This window comes from Caballeronia pedi (assembly GCF_001544915.2).
GTDB classification, from domain to species: Bacteria; Pseudomonadota; Gammaproteobacteria; order Burkholderiales; family Burkholderiaceae; genus Caballeronia; species Caballeronia pedi.
Genome location: NZ_FCOE02000002.1, coordinates 374,131 through 389,235 on the forward strand (window position 1 = coordinate 374,131; position 15,105 = coordinate 389,235).

At 61.2% G+C, this 15,105-nt stretch carries 15 protein-coding genes; 9 read left to right on the forward strand and 6 right to left on the reverse strand.

From position 1 onward, the window contains the following. The first annotated feature begins 2 nt into the window (after window positions 1–2). Window positions 3–614 (forward strand): chromate transporter, encoded by a 612-nt coding sequence (locus tag AWB80_RS04290; protein ID WP_061173375.1) that lies wholly within the window; start codon window positions 3–5, stop codon window positions 612–614. Between the two features lie 4 nt (window positions 615–618). Then, window positions 619–1,146, forward strand: coding sequence for a chromate transporter (locus AWB80_RS04295; protein ID WP_061173376.1), 528 nt, complete (start codon window positions 619–621; stop codon window positions 1,144–1,146). 4 nt (window positions 1,147–1,150) lie between these two features. On the opposite strand, the gene AWB80_RS04300 is transcribed toward AWB80_RS04295, so the two are convergent. Beyond that, the gene (locus AWB80_RS04300; protein ID WP_061173552.1) at window positions 1,151–2,155 is read right to left on the reverse strand and encodes a zinc-dependent alcohol dehydrogenase family protein; all 1,005 of its coding nucleotides are present in this window, start codon (window positions 2,153–2,155) and stop codon (window positions 1,151–1,153) included. Between the two features lie 101 nt (window positions 2,156–2,256). Between AWB80_RS04300 and AWB80_RS04305 the strand changes: the two genes are divergently transcribed. From AWB80_RS04305 to AWB80_RS04320, 4 genes are all read left to right on the forward strand, one after another. Then, window positions 2,257–3,132 carry a LysR family transcriptional regulator gene (locus tag AWB80_RS04305; RefSeq protein ID WP_061173377.1) on the forward strand — a complete coding sequence of 292 codons (876 nt, stop codon included), beginning with the start codon at window positions 2,257–2,259 and terminating at the stop codon, window positions 3,130–3,132. A 204-nt stretch (window positions 3,133–3,336) separates the two neighbouring features. Continuing rightward, on the forward strand, window positions 3,337–3,792 hold the full coding sequence (locus AWB80_RS04310) for a (2Fe-2S)-binding protein (protein WP_061173378.1): 456 nt from the start codon (window positions 3,337–3,339) through the stop codon (window positions 3,790–3,792). 1 nt (window position 3,793) lies between these two features. Then, window positions 3,794–6,028, forward strand: coding sequence for a xanthine dehydrogenase family protein molybdopterin-binding subunit (locus tag AWB80_RS04315; RefSeq protein ID WP_061173379.1), 2,235 nt, complete (start codon window positions 3,794–3,796; stop codon window positions 6,026–6,028). Window positions 6,029–6,038: 10 nt separating this feature from the next. Continuing rightward, entirely contained in the window at window positions 6,039–7,307 is a 1,269-nt protein-coding gene (locus AWB80_RS04320) for a cytochrome c (protein ID WP_061173380.1), read from the forward strand. A gap of 11 nt (window positions 7,308–7,318) precedes the next feature. On the opposite strand, the gene AWB80_RS04325 is transcribed toward AWB80_RS04320, so the two are convergent. Next, window positions 7,319–7,588, reverse strand: a complete 270-nt coding sequence (locus AWB80_RS04325; RefSeq protein WP_061173381.1) for a DUF1488 family protein — start codon at window positions 7,586–7,588, stop codon at window positions 7,319–7,321. A 441-nt stretch (window positions 7,589–8,029) separates the two neighbouring features. Here AWB80_RS04325 and AWB80_RS04330 point away from each other — a divergent pair, with 441 nt between their 5' ends. Both AWB80_RS04330 and AWB80_RS04335 read left to right on the forward strand, forming a co-directional pair. Further along, window positions 8,030–8,452: a DUF3331 domain-containing protein gene (locus AWB80_RS04330; protein WP_061173382.1), complete on the forward strand. Its 423-nt coding sequence runs from the start codon at window positions 8,030–8,032 to the stop codon at window positions 8,450–8,452. Between the two features lie 359 nt (window positions 8,453–8,811). Beyond that, window positions 8,812–9,318, forward strand: coding sequence for an H-NS histone family protein (locus AWB80_RS04335; RefSeq protein ID WP_061173383.1), 507 nt, complete (start codon window positions 8,812–8,814; stop codon window positions 9,316–9,318). Between the two features lie 17 nt (window positions 9,319–9,335). On the opposite strand, the gene AWB80_RS04340 is transcribed toward AWB80_RS04335, so the two are convergent. From AWB80_RS04340 to AWB80_RS04355, 4 genes are read right to left on the reverse strand one after another with little or no spacing between them, the layout of a single operon-like run. Beyond that, on the reverse strand, window positions 9,336–10,796 hold the full coding sequence (locus AWB80_RS04340; protein WP_061173384.1) for an amidase: 1,461 nt from the start codon (window positions 10,794–10,796) through the stop codon (window positions 9,336–9,338). A 24-nt stretch (window positions 10,797–10,820) separates the two neighbouring features. Beyond that, window positions 10,821–11,780, reverse strand: a complete 960-nt coding sequence (locus AWB80_RS04345) for an LLM class oxidoreductase (protein ID WP_061173385.1) — start codon at window positions 11,778–11,780, stop codon at window positions 10,821–10,823. Then, window positions 11,764–12,495: a tRNA (5-methylaminomethyl-2-thiouridine)(34)-methyltransferase MnmC2 gene (gene mnmC2, locus AWB80_RS04350; RefSeq protein WP_061173386.1), complete on the reverse strand. Its 732-nt coding sequence runs from the start codon at window positions 12,493–12,495 to the stop codon at window positions 11,764–11,766. The genes AWB80_RS04345 and mnmC2 overlap by 17 nt, the downstream gene beginning before the upstream one ends. A gap of 3 nt (window positions 12,496–12,498) precedes the next feature. Next, entirely contained in the window at window positions 12,499–13,206 is a 708-nt protein-coding gene (locus AWB80_RS04355) for a YceH family protein (RefSeq protein ID WP_061173387.1), read from the reverse strand. Window positions 13,207–13,604: 398 nt separating this feature from the next. Between AWB80_RS04355 and AWB80_RS04360 the strand changes: the two genes are divergently transcribed. Further along, window positions 13,605–15,077 carry a circularly permuted type 2 ATP-grasp protein gene (locus AWB80_RS04360; protein ID WP_061173388.1) on the forward strand — a complete coding sequence of 491 codons (1,473 nt, stop codon included), beginning with the start codon at window positions 13,605–13,607 and terminating at the stop codon, window positions 15,075–15,077. Window positions 15,078–15,105: the final 28 nt, after the last annotated feature.

Below are 15,105 nucleotides of genomic sequence, written 5' to 3' on the forward strand. Positions count from 1 at the left end.
GCATGACTGCCCATACGTTCGACGAGATCCCGCCTGCCGTCACAGTCGTGAGCGAAGTGAACACGTTCGCCGTGCCGCCCGTGCCCACTTCGTTTGCGCTATTCAAGGCGTTCTTCCTTATCGGCCTGACGGGGTTCGGCGGCGTGTTGCCGTGGGCGCGGCGCATGCTGGTGGAGCGTCTGGGCTGGCTCACGAATCGCGAATTCGCGGAGCTGTTGCCGCTCGCGCAATTGCTGCCGGGGCCGAACGTCGCGAACATCGCGACCGTGCTCGGGCGGCAATATCGCGGCGCGAAAGGCGCGGCGATCGCCGTGTTCGGCTTGTACCTCGCGCCGACCATCATCACGATCGGCGTGGGCTACGCTTACGCGCGATGGGGACATGCGGCCATCACCGCGCGCCTCTTCGCGGGACTCATGCCTGCCGCGACGGGACTTGTCATCGCGACCGTGCTGAAGCTCGTGACGAGTCTGCCGCGCGGCGCGGCGAGCATCGTGCTCGTGGCGGGCACGTTCATCGCCATCGCGATCATGAAGCTGCCGCTTCTCATCGTGCTTGCCGTGCTCGGGCCGCTCGGCACGATCGCCATGTTGCGCCGCGCGCGCAAGGAGTGATGCGATGTGGAGCACACTCGCCGATCTCTTCGTGCATGGCGCGATCTGGTCGCTGCTCGCCGTTGGCGGCATGAACGCGACTCTCGCCGATATCCAGCGCTATGCCGTCGATACGCGCCATTGGCTCACGGGCGAGCAATTCGTCACGTTCTTTTCGATCACGCAGGCGGCGCCGGGCCCGAACGGCATGGCCGTCGCGTTGATCGGTTTTCAGGCGGCGGGGCTCGCGGGCGCGCTCGTATCGACCGTCGCCAAGATCCTGCCTTCCTCATTGATGGCGTACTTCGTGAGCGCATGGGTCGAACGCCGGCAGGATTCACGTATCGTCACTGCGATCCGTAAAGGACTCGCGCCCGTAACCGTGGGGCTGCTCGTTTCCGCTGCGTACGTGTTCGCGCGCGAAACGGATGTGAACGTGTCGCGCACACTATGTACCGTTGTGTGCGCAGCGGTTGCCTATCGCACCAAACTCAATCCGATCTATCTCGTCGCGGCGAGCGCCTTGCTCGGGCTCGCGGGCGTGTTCGGGTGAACGCCTAGCCCGCCAGCGCCGCATCGACATCGACGACGATCTTGCCGCGCGCCGTGCCATCCAGCAGCGCTTCATAAGCACGTTCGGCATCGTGCAGAGCGAAGCGCCTTGCGTCGATGCGTGGCGCAAGCTTGCCGCCTTCGGCGAGGCGTGTCGCTTCGCGCAGCATGTCGCCATGATGCGCGCGATGCTGTCCCGTCAACAGCGGATGCAACGTGAACACGCCGGAATAGCTCGCTTCACGAAATGAAAGTGGCGCGAGCGCATGCGTGCCCCATCCCAACGCGCTGACCACGTGGCCGAAGTGCGTTACCGCTGCAAACGATGCATCGAGTGAAGCGCCGCCGACGGTATCGACAACGAGATCGAAGCCCGCACCGCTGGTATGAGCGGCGACATATTGCTCGACGCTCATCGCGCGATAGTCGATCGGTGTCGCGCCCAGGCTCTGAATGTATTCGCGATCACGCGCGCTTGCGGTCGCGAATACTTGCGCGCCGAGTGCACGCGCGAGTTGCACCGACACATGACCGACGCCGCCCGCACCGCCTTGCACGAGCACGGTTTGTCCCGCTTGCAAACGCGCGCGATCGACGATGCCCGCATAAGACGTGATGAACGCGAGCGGCAATGCGGCCGCACTGCGCATCGAAAGATTTGCGGGCTTATGCGCGAGGAGCGCGGCATCGACCGACGCGTATTGCGCGAGCGAGCCCTGAATGCCGCCGACGCCGCCCGTCATGCCATAGACCTCATCGCCCGGCCTGAACCCATCGACGCCCGCGCCGACTGCTACGACGACCCCGGCCATATCGATGCCGAGCACGAGCGGCAGCGGATGCTTCGCATGAGCCGCCGCGCCAGCGCGAATCTTCGTGTCGAGCGGATTGAGTCCGCTTGCCGCGATACGCACGAGTACTTCGCCCGGCCCCGGTTCAGGGCGGTCGATCTCGACGAGTTCGAGCGGACCGTCATGACGATCGAGAACGAGTGCTTGCATGGTGGACATCGACAGCTCCCGAAAAGATTGAAGGTTGTTTGCGATGCGCTCATACTCCGCCATGCACGCAAGCATGTAAATCGACATAACTGCACGGCGGCCAAACGAAAATGAATGGACCCGATCTCGAATGGAGCGACGTGCGCGTGTTTCTCGCGATCGCGCGAAGCGGCACGCTGGGCGCGGCCGCGAGAATGGTCGGACAGACTCAGCCGACAATGGGCCGACGTCTGCGCGCGCTCGAAGAAGCACTGGGTCATGTGCTTTTTCAACGCACGAGCGACGGTTTCGTCCTGACCGACGAGGGCACGGCCGTTCTCTCTTATGCCGAACGCATGGAAGAAGAGGCGCTCGGCTTCACGCGAGCGCTGGCAGGTCAGGACGCGAAACTGACGGGTCTGCTGCGCGTGTCGTCCTCCGACTGGTTCGGCGTGCATGTGCTCACGCCGGTATTCGCGCGCTTTCTGGCGAAGCATCCGGAAGTATCGATAGAACTCGTCACCGATGCGCGCCGCTATAACCTTGCGCGTCGCGAAGCCGATCTCGTGTTTCGCATTACGCCGTTCGACGAACCGGATGTCGTGCAACGCAAGCTCATGCATATCGATTACGCGCTTTATGGGCGCTTCGATTTTGCGCGGCCTGAGGCAGGCAACGGAGCAGGGCTGACGCTCGTCAGCATGGATAGCGCATTCGATCAGTTGCCGGATGTGCTTTGGGTCAAACGCATGTTGCCCGCAGCAAGGATAATTTTCGGCAGCAACAATCGCGACGCGCAGGCGCAGATGTGCGCGCACGGCGCGGGCTTCGCAGTCCTGCCATGCCCGCTAGGCGATGCCGATGCGCGCCTCATGCGCTTCGATCTCGGCGAAGCGCCGCCCGGGCGCGATGTATGGCTCGGTTATCACCGCGATCTCAAGCGTGTCGCGCGCTTGCGTGCCTTGCTGGATGAAACCATGGCAACGCTTGGCAAAGAACACGATTGATTGGCGATGCAACTAACTGTCCTTTCCGTGAGCGCCATCGAATTGCACCAACGTAAAGCATAAGCAAGGCTATCGGTAAACACGGCGTCATCCAAGCTCGATTTTTAAAGCGGCGCTACAATCCCGATGCCTCAAAGGCCGACTGTTCCCCCACACAGTCGCCATTGCGATATCCGCGAAATCACATATAAGCCGGAGCCGCTCATGACTACGCTTTCCATCAACGGCCAGAACCATACGATCGATGCGCCGCCCGACATGCCATTGCTTTGGGTGCTGCGCGACATCGTGGGACTGACTGGCACGAAGTTCGGCTGCGGTATCGCGCAATGCGGCGCGTGCACCGTTCATCTCGATGGCGCCGCGGTTCGTTCATGCGTCTTGCCGATTGCCGCGGTCGGCGATCGCAAGGTGACGACGATCGAAGGCATCGGCGAGACGGCTGCCGGCAAGAAAGTGCAGGCAGCATGGCGTCAACTCGATGTCGTGCAGTGCGGCTACTGTCAGTCCGGACAAGTCATGTCGGCAGCGGCATTGCTCTCGACCGTCCCCGATCCCAACGACTCCGATATCGATGCCGCAATGGCGGGCAACATCTGCCGCTGTGGCACGTATCACCGCATCCGCGCCGCCATCAAGCAAGCTGCGAAGGAGGCGTGACATGTCCCAGGGACTGATCGAAGCGGGACGTCACGCGGCTCGCGCCGGATTTTCGCGTCGCGCGTTCTTGAAGCTCGGCGTGACCGCGGGTGTCGCCGCGAGCGGTGGGTTGCTCATCGGCTTCAGCTTGCCCGCCGCAAGCCAGGATCAAGGTAAAGGCAAGTCGGTGATAGGCGGCGATGGCGTCGAGACGCCGCAAGACGGTGTGTTCGCGCCGAATGCCTTCGTGCAGATCGACAAGAGCGGCAAGATCGTGCTCATCATGCCGAAGGTCGAGATGGGTCAGGGCGTCTATACGGCGTTGCCCATGTTGATCGCGGAAGAACTCGACGTGCCGCTCGAAAGCGTCACGATCGATCATGCGCCGCCCAACGAAAAGCTCTTTACCGACCCGCTATTGGGCGGTCAGTTGACCGGCGGATCGACATCCGTGCGCTATGCATGGGAGCCGATGCGCCGGGCCGGCGCGGCCGCTCGCATGATGCTCGTCGCGGCGGCCGCGCAGCAATGGCAATGCGATACGTCGTCGTGTCTGGCGCAAGGCGGCAAGGTGATGCATGCATCGGATAAACGCACCGCAAGCTATGGCGATCTCGCCGAAGCAGCCGCGAAATTGCCCGTGCCGCAAGATATCACGCTCAAGGACGCGAAGAACTTCAGGATCGTCGGCACGCCGGTGAAGCGTCTCGATTCGCCGGAAAAGATCGATGGCACCGCGATGTTCGGTCTGGACGTGCGCTTGCCCGACATGGTGTACGCAGCCATCGTGAATTGCCCGGTATTCGGCGGCACGCTTGTATCCGTCGACGATACCAACGCCAAAAAGATTCCCGGCGTGCGTCAGGTCGTGAAATTCGACAATGGCGTGGCGGTGATCGGCGATCATACTTGGGCCGCAAAACGAGGCGCGGCCGCATTGAAGATTCAGTGGAACGAGGGCGCGAGCGCGAACGTATCGACGAAACAGATCGTCTCCGACATGGCGAACGCATCGCAACGCACGGGCGCGGTCGCGCGCAAGGAAGGCGATGTGAACAACGCGTTCTCCAGTGCGAAGACGCGCGTCGATGCCGTCTATATCCAGCCGTTTCTCGCGCACGCCACGATGGAGCCAATCAACTGCACTGTGCATGTGCGCCCCGACGGCTGCGATATCTGGCTCGGCACGCAAGTGCCCACACGTATCCGCGATGCTGGCATGAAGGCGACCGGGTTGCCCGCGGAAAAGATCATGGTGCATAACCATCTGCTCGGCGGAGGCTTCGGCAGGCGGCTCGAATTCGACATGGCCACGCAGGCGCTGAAGATCGGCAAGACACTCGGCGTGCCGGTCAAGGTGACATGGTCGCGCGAAGAAGATATCCAGCACGATATGTATCGCCCATGCTATTACGACAAGCTATCCGCGGGGCTCGATGCAAACGGCAAGCCGGTTGCATGGACGCATCGCATAGTCGGATCATCGGTCCTTGCGCGCTTTGCGCCGCCCGCCGTCAAGGATGGCGTCGATCCCGATGCGGTGGAGGTGGCGTCCGATCTTCCCTACGACCTGCCTAGCCAGCTCGTCGATTACGTGCGCCTCGAACCGCATGACGTGCCGACCGCGTTCTGGCGCGGAGTGGGGCCGACCCGCGGGACTTTCGTCGTGGAAAGCTTTATCGACGAACTCGCGGCGCAGGCGAAAGCCGATCCCGTCAAATACAGGCGCGATCTGCTCGGCAAGTCTCCGCGCGCACGTAACGTTCTCGATGTCGCGACACAGGCAGCGGGCTGGGGACAGCAAACCATGCCGCAAGGACAGGGACGCGGCGTGTCCGTGATGCACGCATTCGGCAGCTTCTTTTCGATCGTCGCGGATGTCGCCGTCGACAAGGATGGTGCGGTCAAAGTGAACCGCATCGTATGCGCGGTGGATTGCGGCGTGGTCGTGAATCCCAATACAGTCGAAGCGCAAGTGCAGGGCGGCATCATCTTCGGCATCACGGCCGCGCTCTATAGCGAAATCACCATTAAGGACGGACGCGTCGAGCAAAGCAATTTCACCGATTATCGAATGCTGCGCATTCACGAAACGCCGCCGGTGGAAGTGCATATCGTCAAGAGCACCGAGGCGCCTGGCGGCATCGGCGAACCGGGCACGGCGGCGCTTGCGCCCGCCATCACCAATGCGATCTTTGCCGCGACGGGCAAGCGAATCAGGCAGTTGCCCGTCGGCGATCAATTGCGTAGTGCTTGAGGAGGCCGCCATGAAAAACGCATTCAAGCCTATCCTTGCGATGGTGTTTGCTTTCATGTCATCGGCACATGCGGCCGACGATGCGCTCGTCGCGCGAGGCGCGTACCTCGCCAAAGCCGGCGATTGCATCGCATGCCACTCGGCGCCGCGCGGCAAGCCGCTCGCGGGCGGTTTGCCGATGATGACGCCATTGGGCGCAATTTATACGACCAATATCACGCCGGACCCCGATACCGGTATCGGCCGCTATACCGAAGAAGAATTCGCGCGTGCATTGCGTGAAGGCGTGGCGAAGGATGGCCACAATCTTTATCCGGCCATGCCTTATCCCTCGTACGCCAAAGTCAACGACGAAGACATGCATGCGCTCTACGCGTATTTCATGCACGGCGTGACGCCGGTCAGGCAGACCAATCGCGAGCCGGATATCAAATGGCCGCTCAATATGCGCTGGCCGCTGAAGCTGTGGAACGTGGTCTTTCTCGACAAGGGCGTGTATCAGAACAAGCCCGGAAAAGATGTCGCCTGGAATCGCGGCGCTTATCTGATTCAGGGGCTCGGGCATTGCGGCTCGTGTCACACGCCGCGCGGTATCGCGTTTCAGGAAAGGGGACTGGACGAAAGCAGCAGCACGTATCTGACGGGCGGCCTGCTCGATAACTGGTTTGCATCGAATCTGACGGGCGAACACAATACCGGACTCGGGCGCTGGTCCGAACAGGACGTCGCGACCTTTCTCAAGACGGGCGCGAATGCGCACGCATCGGCATTCGGCTCGATGACGAGTGTCATCAACAACAGTACCCAGGAACTGACCGACGGCGATATCGCCGCGATGGCGCGTTACCTTAAATCTCTCGCCGCAGCGGGCGGGCATGGCGGTGCGCCGTATTCCTACGACCCGAAGGCGACCAGGGTTTCACTGACACGCCCTGCCGCAACGGACTCGGGCGCACGCGTCTACACGGCGTACTGCATGCACTGCCACGGTGTGGACGGCCGTGGCTTCGCGCCGATGCTCGCGCCGCTCGCGGGCAATCCGAACGTGCTGGAAAAAGACGCGTCGTCGCTGATCAACGTGACGCTGAACGGCACCGAAGAACTCGTACTGCATGGCGTGCCCGCGCCTTACCCGATGCCGCGCTATGCGCCCGTGCTGAACGATCAGCAGATCGCCGACGTGCTGACCTTCATTCGTGGTGCGTGGAACAACAATACGCCGGCTATTCAGGTTGAGGACGTGACGAAGATGCGCAAGGCAACGCAGGCGGCACGCTGAGTGACGGCCTTTCAGGACGCGAAATCCATGACATCCAGATGAATCGAACTGGACGGATGCGCAAGAAACTTTCGATGCACGCGCGCGCTGATGCGTTCATAGCCGTCGCTCAAGGCTTTGAGCAAACGCTCGTCGCTCGCGCCTGAGGGCGCCCAGAAGCATTGCTCCAGCGCTTTGCGGGTGATATTGCATTGAATCGCCTGCTCGCGAGAGAAAGCGACGAAGCTGACGGAGGCGCGGTCCGCGGAAATGGTGGCGTGGATCGAGAGCTTGCTTGTCATGATTCGACAGAAGAAATACGGTTCGCTGGTTTTATTGTGTCAGAAATCGGTGACTTCGCGCATCTCCGATTGAGCGTGAAACGTGCGCAAACGGTCAAAGGACGGGCGGTTGCACCCGTTGCGCGTAAGGTCATACCTTTTAATCGAACGTTCGTTCTGGTTCGCGCGACGTTAAACGATCGCTGACTACTGCGATCCCAAACTGTCGGATTCAGAATGGCCGCACCCGTCCCAACCGCCAGAGTCGGCGCGGTTATCAAGGCTTGTCCAAGAAAAATCAAAAGAAAAGCATGCTCAGGTGTACTACTCTAGGAACGATCATCCGAAGCGGCGCGGCAGACCGGTCAGGAATCGGGTCGTGCGGCGCATTCCCCGGAACTCCACCGGCAACGCCCACCCGGCTTCTGTTGCGGCGTGCGTTGCCGCCAGCAGGAGCGGAACATGAAGCATCCATCGTTGATGGATCCCTGGAGCCGTACCCTGGCAATGCTCGATAGCCGTTCGGGCCGCCCCCCATCGGAAGCGAACGACAGACTCGCGCTGATGACCCGTTCGCTCGTGCGCAACGTACAGAGCAAGAGCGCCTGCGTCGGACCGACCGATGGGCATTGCGTCAATATCCGCGTACTGGAGCGACTCAGCGAGTCGACGCTCGCGCTGTCCTGGCACGATCCGACCTCATTCAACTATTCGGAACAGGTCTGGGCGCTTTGCACGGCGCGCAAGCGCGGAACCTGCGCGTTGAGCGGGCAGGCTATCCGACGCGGACAGCCGGTGTATCGGCCGCGACGTGTCGGCAGTTCGGTGCCGCTCAATAGCGGAGCGATGATTCTTGCGCTGGCACTGACGCCTTCCGAAGATTAATCGGAGTTCGTTTCCGACCGATCGATCGTTGACTCGCATGACGCGTGTGCAAATGTACGCGCGTCACGCGTTTGCGCGCCCGCTGAAAATGTCTTTATCCGCGGCCATCCGAATCGTCTGATGAGCGGCCATGTCATGGAAGCGCGCGGATAAACAAGCTTATGGTATGCGCCGTTAAAGAATTCAAAGCTGCCGGACTTATTCTTTTTAACAAGAGTACTTAGCATTGACGTTATCCATATAAGATCTGCGTGTGGCGCAGACCGGCGCCGATACCGACTCATTAGACAAACGCTTTGCGGCCCGCATGCGGGGTCTTTGCGCCGTGCGGATTTCTGCAGATTGATATGGGAGGACGAATGGCCACATTGGCGCAACTTGAGAGCCAGATTCAGAAATTGCAGCGCCGCGCGGATGCATTGCGGGAAAGAAAATCGGCAGAGGTGATCGCCAGGATCCGGGAAATGATGGAGGAATTCGGCCTTACCATCGCCGATCTCGCAAAAGCCGGGCTGGGAGCGGAGAAAAAACGCGGCCGTCCCGCTGGATCAAGGAATGTTTCAGGCTCGAAGAAAGGAGCGGCCAAGTCGAAGCTGCCGCCGAAATATCGCGACCCGGTATCAGGCGCCACGTGGAGCGGCCATGCGCGTCCGCCAGCCTGGATCAAGAACGTGCTGGACCGCAGCGTGTATTTGATCGATGGCGCTCCGAGTCAAATTGAAATAAAGGAAGCGCCTCGAAGGGCACGTGTAGCTTCGGCATCGCGCGTTGGGGGCGGGGAGAGTGCGAACGGGATCGCTAGTGAGACTGGTCAGACGGTGGCAAAGAAATCAGGCCGCAAGAGCGCGCAGAGCGTGGCGGCCTGAAACGCACGCGCTTTGCTTTAGCCTCTGTCGAGCAACGGACTGCACACGCTCGAAAAACCGCTCGCGCGATCATAAGCGAGGCCAATCTGCAGCACGCCCAAGTCTCTCTGCGTCGGGCCGATGATCTGCAGTCCAGCCGGAAAACCATCCGGGCCAAAGCCAGCCGGAGCGCTCAATGCGGGCAGCGGGGCCATCGTCGCGGGAACGACGGTTTCCATCCAGCGGTGATAGGTATCCATCGCGCGGCCGTCGATGGCATGAGGCCAGTCGAGTTCCGCATCGAATGGAAAGACCTGAGCCGAAGGCAAGACGAGATAGTCGAAGCGATCGAAAAGCGCATTGATCGCCTGATACCATGCCGTGCGATCGCGAACCGCACGCGAGACATCTTCGCCCGTTAGCTTCAATCCTCGCTCTATTTCCCATATCGCTTCGGGCTTGAGCAATTTACGTTTCGCAGTGTCACGATAGAGCGGCGCGTTGGTGCCGGAGAAAGTGAGGCTGCGCAAATCGATCCACGCATTCCACAGACGATCGAGGTCGAAGTCCACTTCGGCGGGCTCGACGATGCAACCCGCTGTTTCGAAGTGGCGCAGCGCCGAGATATACGTGTCCATCAAACCCGCTTCGGTCGGCAGGCGTCCGTTCAGATCGCCGAGCCAGCCGATACGCGTGCCGCGCAGATCGCACTCGAGCGCGTTGGCGAAATCAGCAGGGTTATCGCTTCTGCGCGATAGCGGCGCACGCGCATCGAAGCCCGCCTGCACGGACAACAGCAAGCCGAGATCGGGAATGTTCCGCGCGATCGGACCCACTACGCTGAACTGCTGAAAGAACACGTCGTCGCTGGGCGCATAGGGCACGCAACCCGGTGTGGTGCGAAAACCGAAGACGTTGTTGAATGCGGCGGGCGTGCGCAACGAGCCCATCATGTCCGAGCCATCCGCGCACGGCAGCATACGCAGCGCGACCGACACCGCCGCGCCGCCGCTGCTGCCGCCTGCCGAGCGCGACTGATCGAATGCATTGCGTGTCGTGCCATAGACCGGGTTATATGTGTGGCCGCCCAGACCGAACTCGGGCGAATTCGTGCGGCCGATGAATATTGCGCCCGCACGGCGCATGCGTTCGAAGACGATCGCATCGACCTGAGTGATTTCTCCAGCATAGATAGGCGATCCCTTCGTCGTGACCATGCCGGCGACGGGCAGGATATCCTTGGGCGCTTGCGGAAAGCCGTGCAAAGGGCCGAGGCTTTCGCCTTTCGATAGCTGTGCATCGCGTTCAGCGGCGAGAGAAAGCACTGCATCGCGGTTTTGCATCGCGACGATCGCATTCACCGCCGGATTGATGGCATCGATGTGCGCGAGATAGGCGTTCATCACTTCGACGCACGATATGTCGCGCGCGTGAATGGCACGAGAAAGCGCGACGGCGTCGAGCGAAACGATATCGTTATTGTGCGAAGAGGCGGTCATGGTCTTGTGAATGAGCGAACTGATTCAGCGATGAAATTCGGGAAGCACATGTGCGGCGACTTCTTCGATGATATCGCGCGCGGCCCGCCGTTCCGATGTGATGTTGAGCGTGACATGATGCGTGCCGCTTTCGCGCATATCATGCAAGACTTCGATGAGCGCACGGCGTCCCATACGATAGCCGAGCGCAATATCGCTTGCAGGTTCGTCGACATCCTTGCTGAGATCGAGCCGCATGGCCACGCCGAAACCGCGAAATGCGCCGGACGCCGCGCGTTCGACCGCCGCGCGCCACATGCTGTAGCGGCCGCGTTGCGCCTGCGGCTCGCGATGGTAAGTCATCCAGCCGAGCGAATGTCGCGCGATCCAGTCGACGCTCTGGCCGCCCGAACCCACGGCAAGCATGGGTATGGACGCATGCTGGCGCGGCAACAGATAGAACTCGGGCGCGCCTTCAGGCGCGCTATCGGGAATCACGCGCGAGGGCAACGTGACGGCCGCCGCGAGCGTGTCCCAATGCTCGCGATACAGATCGCGCCGCGCATCGGGATCGCGCCCGAACGCGGCATATTCAGGCGGCCGATCGCCCGAGCCGAGACCGAGAATGAAACGTCCCTGAGACAGCGCGGCGATGGAGATCGCGCCCTTCGCAACATGAAGCGGGTGTCTGAGCGTCGATACGATCGCGCCGCTGATGAGCGCGATGCGTTCCGTATTCGATGCAAGCGCGCCGAGCAGCACCCAGGGATCGAGATGTCCGACCGGATCGGGATAGTCGATGCTGTTGAGCGGCACATCGCGGACCCAGAGCGCGCGAAAGCCGAGTCGATCGGCGAGTCGCGCGATCGCGATTTGTTCATTGAAATCGACGACGCTCTGATTGTCGCCCGTAATCGGCAATGTTATGCCGATGGTTAGCTTGCCTTCTGCAAACACGGTATTCGCGATGGAAGGCGCAGCCGGAGTGTTATCGCTTGCAGTCATGACGTTTGCCGATGAGCATGGCGCGTTTGCCGCCGAATCCCCGGACCTTGCGGTATTCGAATCCGCTTTCCCTGAGCGCGCGTTTGACATTGCCCGCGCTGGTATAAGTGGCGAACGTCGCATCGTCTCTGGCGATGCGTGCGAGCGACGCGAAGATGCCAGGCGTCCACATGTCGGGGTTTCTGGCCGGCGCAAAGCCATCGAGATAGATCGCGTCCGCTGCGATGCCTTCTTCGGCGAGATGAGACAGGCGATCGGTCGCATCACCGAGAACGAGTGTCAGGGTGAGCGCACCAGCATCGAATGCGAGCCGATGCATGCCCGGTTCGAGAGGTGGCCATGCTGACGCGAGTGCATCGGCGAGCGGCACGATAGCGTCGTCGTCGAGAATCGCGGCGTGTGCAGTACGCAGATCTTGCGCGCTGAACGGATGCTTTTCTATCGACACGAATTCCAGTGTCCGCGCGCGATGCGCGTCGTCTCGCCACGCCGCCCATGTCGCAAGGAAATTCACGCCCATGCCGAAACCGGTTTCGAGCACGGTGAACCGCGTGCGTGAGCGCCAGCGCTCGGGCAGGCCGTTGCCGTTCAGAAAGACGTGGCGCGCCTGAGCGAGCGCACCCGCCGCGCTGTGATAGATATCGTCGTGTCGCGGCGAGTACGGCGTTCCATCGTCGCGAAACACGAGCGGCGCCGAGATGAGCGGCTCATCCATGATTCAGGCATCGGACGACGATTCATCGAATGTCATGCCCAGTTCGCTCGCCATGCGCCGGACCATTGCGCGCAATTGCGTGACTTCGTGGGCAAGACGCTTCTGCTCGGATTTCAATGCTTCGAATTCGGAAAGCGAAAAGGATTCGCCGCCTGGCGACTCGCGAAGCGGGACGTCGCTAACGCTCACTTCGCCGCAAAGCAGATGCGCCCAGCGGCTTTCGCGCTCGCCGGGCGTGCGCGACAGTTTCACGACGCGCGGCGGATCATTGGCGGCGAGTTCGTCGAGAAAGCTTTCGACCGATGATATGTCCGCAAACGAATGCAGCCTCGCGCTGTTCGCGCGCAATTCCGCCGCCGTCTGCGGACCGCGCAGGAACAGCGTCGCGAGCAATGCAACCGACTGACTCGGCACGCCGAGCACGCGATTCACGTTATGCTCGAAGCGCGGCACGCGGCTGCTGCTTCCTTCGATGATCAGGCTCAGGCGCTTCAGGCCATCGATGGTGGTCAGCACTTCGTCCTCGCTGACATTCATCACGGGCGAGCGCGCCGTCTTCTGATTGCAGCCGGAGGTAAGGGAATTCAGCGAAAGAGGATACGTGTCCGGCACGGTATGCTGTTTCTCGACGAGGACGCCGAGCACGCGGGCCTCCAGCGGTGTGAGTTCGCGTAGCGGGGGACGGGGCGAGGTTGCGGACGGCGTGTTCATAGGCGTGAGAAACGTGCTGTAAGACGCCTATCATACCGGCGGCGCGGGGCTTGCCGATATTTTGCGCACCGTCATGCAGCATCCGACAAAGAAAAGCGCGCGCCGTTTTGGTGCATCGGTATGACAAGGCGCGGTTAGCACTAAGCTTCATCAAGGAGGCGAACCATTTAGAACATTGGCATTGAAGTTGCTTTTGGTCGTTTGGCACTGGGCTGCCCGCGCAATCGATGCTTTCACGGGAAAGGTGAAAGAGCATCGCGCTTCGAGGTTGCCTAACGATGTATCGGCATGATTGGATACATCGCGTCTTTCGGGCTATTCAAGCGTCTTGCGAGTGCAACCAGAAACAGAGCGAAGGGGAATCGCCACCCTATGCACTTCATATTGGAAGACCGGCTATGACGCAAGCATTCTTCAACGAGATGTTCGAGCGCAGTGATCTTGAGGCGCACGGCGTGCCGGCGGCGGCATTTCGCGGCGTCGGCGATCCACGCACGCATTACCGCGATTTCATGGTCTGGCTCGCCGCGCAAAGCGAGCAGCAGATCGACATCAAGCGTGCACAGGCGGACCTCAACTTCAGACGCGTCGGCATAACATTCGCGGTGTACGGTACCAGCGATCTTCCGGGCATCATTCCGGAGCGCACGATTCCCTTCGACGTCATTCCGCGCATCTTTCCGGCCGACGAATGGCGCGCGTTGGAACGCGGTCTGCGGCAACGCGTGAACGCGCTCAATCGCTTCATCCACGATATCTATCACGAGCAGGACATCATTCGCGCGGGCATCATTCCCGAGGCGCAAATTCTCGGCAACGCGCAATATCGTCCGCAAATGCGGGGCGTGAGCGTCGCGCGCGATATCTATGCGCATATCGCGGGCATCGATATCGTGCGTGCCGGACAGGGCGAGTTCTATGTGCTGGAGGATAACTTGCGCGTGCCATCGGGCGTTTCGTACATGCTCGAAAACCGCAAGATGATGATGCGCCTCTTTCCCGATCTGTTCGCGCGCAATCGCGTCGCGCCGGTCGCGCATTATCCTGACTTGCTGCTCGATACCTTGCGCGCGGCCGCGCCCGCTTCGGTGGAAAACCCGACCATCGTCGTCATGACGCCGGGCATGTATAACTCGGCTTATTTCGAGCACGCGTTTCTCGCGCAGCAGATGGGCGTCGAGCTCGTCGAAGGACAGGATTGCTTCGTCGAGAACGATTATCTGTATATGCGCACGACGCAGGGGCCGCAGCGTGTCGATGTGATCTATCGCCGCATCGACGACGATTTCCTCGATCCGGACGTGTTCCGCGCCGACTCGGCGCTCGGCGTGCCCGGTTTGATCGGCGCGTATCGCGCGGGCAATGTCTCGCTGTGCAATGCGGTGGGCACGGGCATCGCGGACGATAAATCGATCTATCCCTACGTGCCGGACATGGTGCGTTTCTATCTCGGCGAAGAGCCGATTCTCAACAACGTGCCGACGTGGATGTGCCGCAAGCCCGACGATCTCGCCTATGTGCTCGATCATCTGCCCGAACTCGTCGTGAAGGAAACGCATGGCGCGGGCGGTTACGGCATGCTGGTCGGTCCGGCGTCGACCGCCGCGCAGATCGCGGAATTTCGCGCGGTGCTCGAGGCGCATCCGGAGAAATACATCGCGCAGCCGACGCTTGCGCTGTCCACGTGTCCGACTTATGTGGAAGCGGGCATAGCGCCACGTCATATCGATCTGCGCCCATTCGTGCTGTCGGGCACCGAAGTGCGCATGGTGCCGGGCGGTCTGACGCGCGTCGCGTTGCGAGAGGGTTCGCTCGTCGTGAATTCGTCGCAAGGCGGCGGCACGAAGGATACGTGGGTGTTGGAACGCTAGGGAACACTCCTGAAGAAAGCGCCGAGCC

What these genes read in the sequence shown, in the direction of transcription:
- mnmC2 (WP_061173386.1), bottom strand. Translation starts at nt 12,495, where the DNA reads ATGGATGAGCCGCTCATCTCGGCGCCGCTCGTGTTTCGCGACGATGGA.
- AWB80_RS04355 (WP_061173387.1), bottom strand. Translation starts at nt 13,206, where the DNA reads ATGAACACGCCGTCCGCAACCTCGCCCCGTCCCCCGCTACGCGAACTC.
- AWB80_RS04305 (WP_061173377.1), top strand. Translation starts at nt 2,257, where the DNA reads ATGAATGGACCCGATCTCGAATGGAGCGACGTGCGCGTGTTTCTCGCG.
- AWB80_RS04295 (WP_061173376.1), top strand. Translation starts at nt 619, where the DNA reads ATGTGGAGCACACTCGCCGATCTCTTCGTGCATGGCGCGATCTGGTCG.
- AWB80_RS04335 (WP_061173383.1), top strand. Translation starts at nt 8,812, where the DNA reads ATGGCCACATTGGCGCAACTTGAGAGCCAGATTCAGAAATTGCAGCGC.
- AWB80_RS04300 (WP_061173552.1), bottom strand. Translation starts at nt 2,155, where the DNA reads ATGTCCACCATGCAAGCACTCGTTCTCGATCGTCATGACGGTCCGCTC.
- AWB80_RS04340 (WP_061173384.1), bottom strand. Translation starts at nt 10,796, where the DNA reads ATGACCGCCTCTTCGCACAATAACGATATCGTTTCGCTCGACGCCGTC.
- AWB80_RS04290 (WP_061173375.1), top strand. Translation starts at nt 3, where the DNA reads ATGACTGCCCATACGTTCGACGAGATCCCGCCTGCCGTCACAGTCGTG.
- AWB80_RS04345 (WP_061173385.1), bottom strand. Translation starts at nt 11,780, where the DNA reads ATGACTGCAAGCGATAACACTCCGGCTGCGCCTTCCATCGCGAATACC.
- AWB80_RS04325 (WP_061173381.1), bottom strand. Translation starts at nt 7,588, where the DNA reads ATGACAAGCAAGCTCTCGATCCACGCCACCATTTCCGCGGACCGCGCC.
- AWB80_RS04320 (WP_061173380.1), top strand. Translation starts at nt 6,039, where the DNA reads ATGAAAAACGCATTCAAGCCTATCCTTGCGATGGTGTTTGCTTTCATG.
- AWB80_RS04330 (WP_061173382.1), top strand. Translation starts at nt 8,030, where the DNA reads ATGAAGCATCCATCGTTGATGGATCCCTGGAGCCGTACCCTGGCAATG.
- AWB80_RS04315 (WP_061173379.1), top strand. Translation starts at nt 3,794, where the DNA reads ATGTCCCAGGGACTGATCGAAGCGGGACGTCACGCGGCTCGCGCCGGA.
- AWB80_RS04360 (WP_061173388.1), top strand. Translation starts at nt 13,605, where the DNA reads ATGACGCAAGCATTCTTCAACGAGATGTTCGAGCGCAGTGATCTTGAG.
- AWB80_RS04310 (WP_061173378.1), top strand. Translation starts at nt 3,337, where the DNA reads ATGACTACGCTTTCCATCAACGGCCAGAACCATACGATCGATGCGCCG.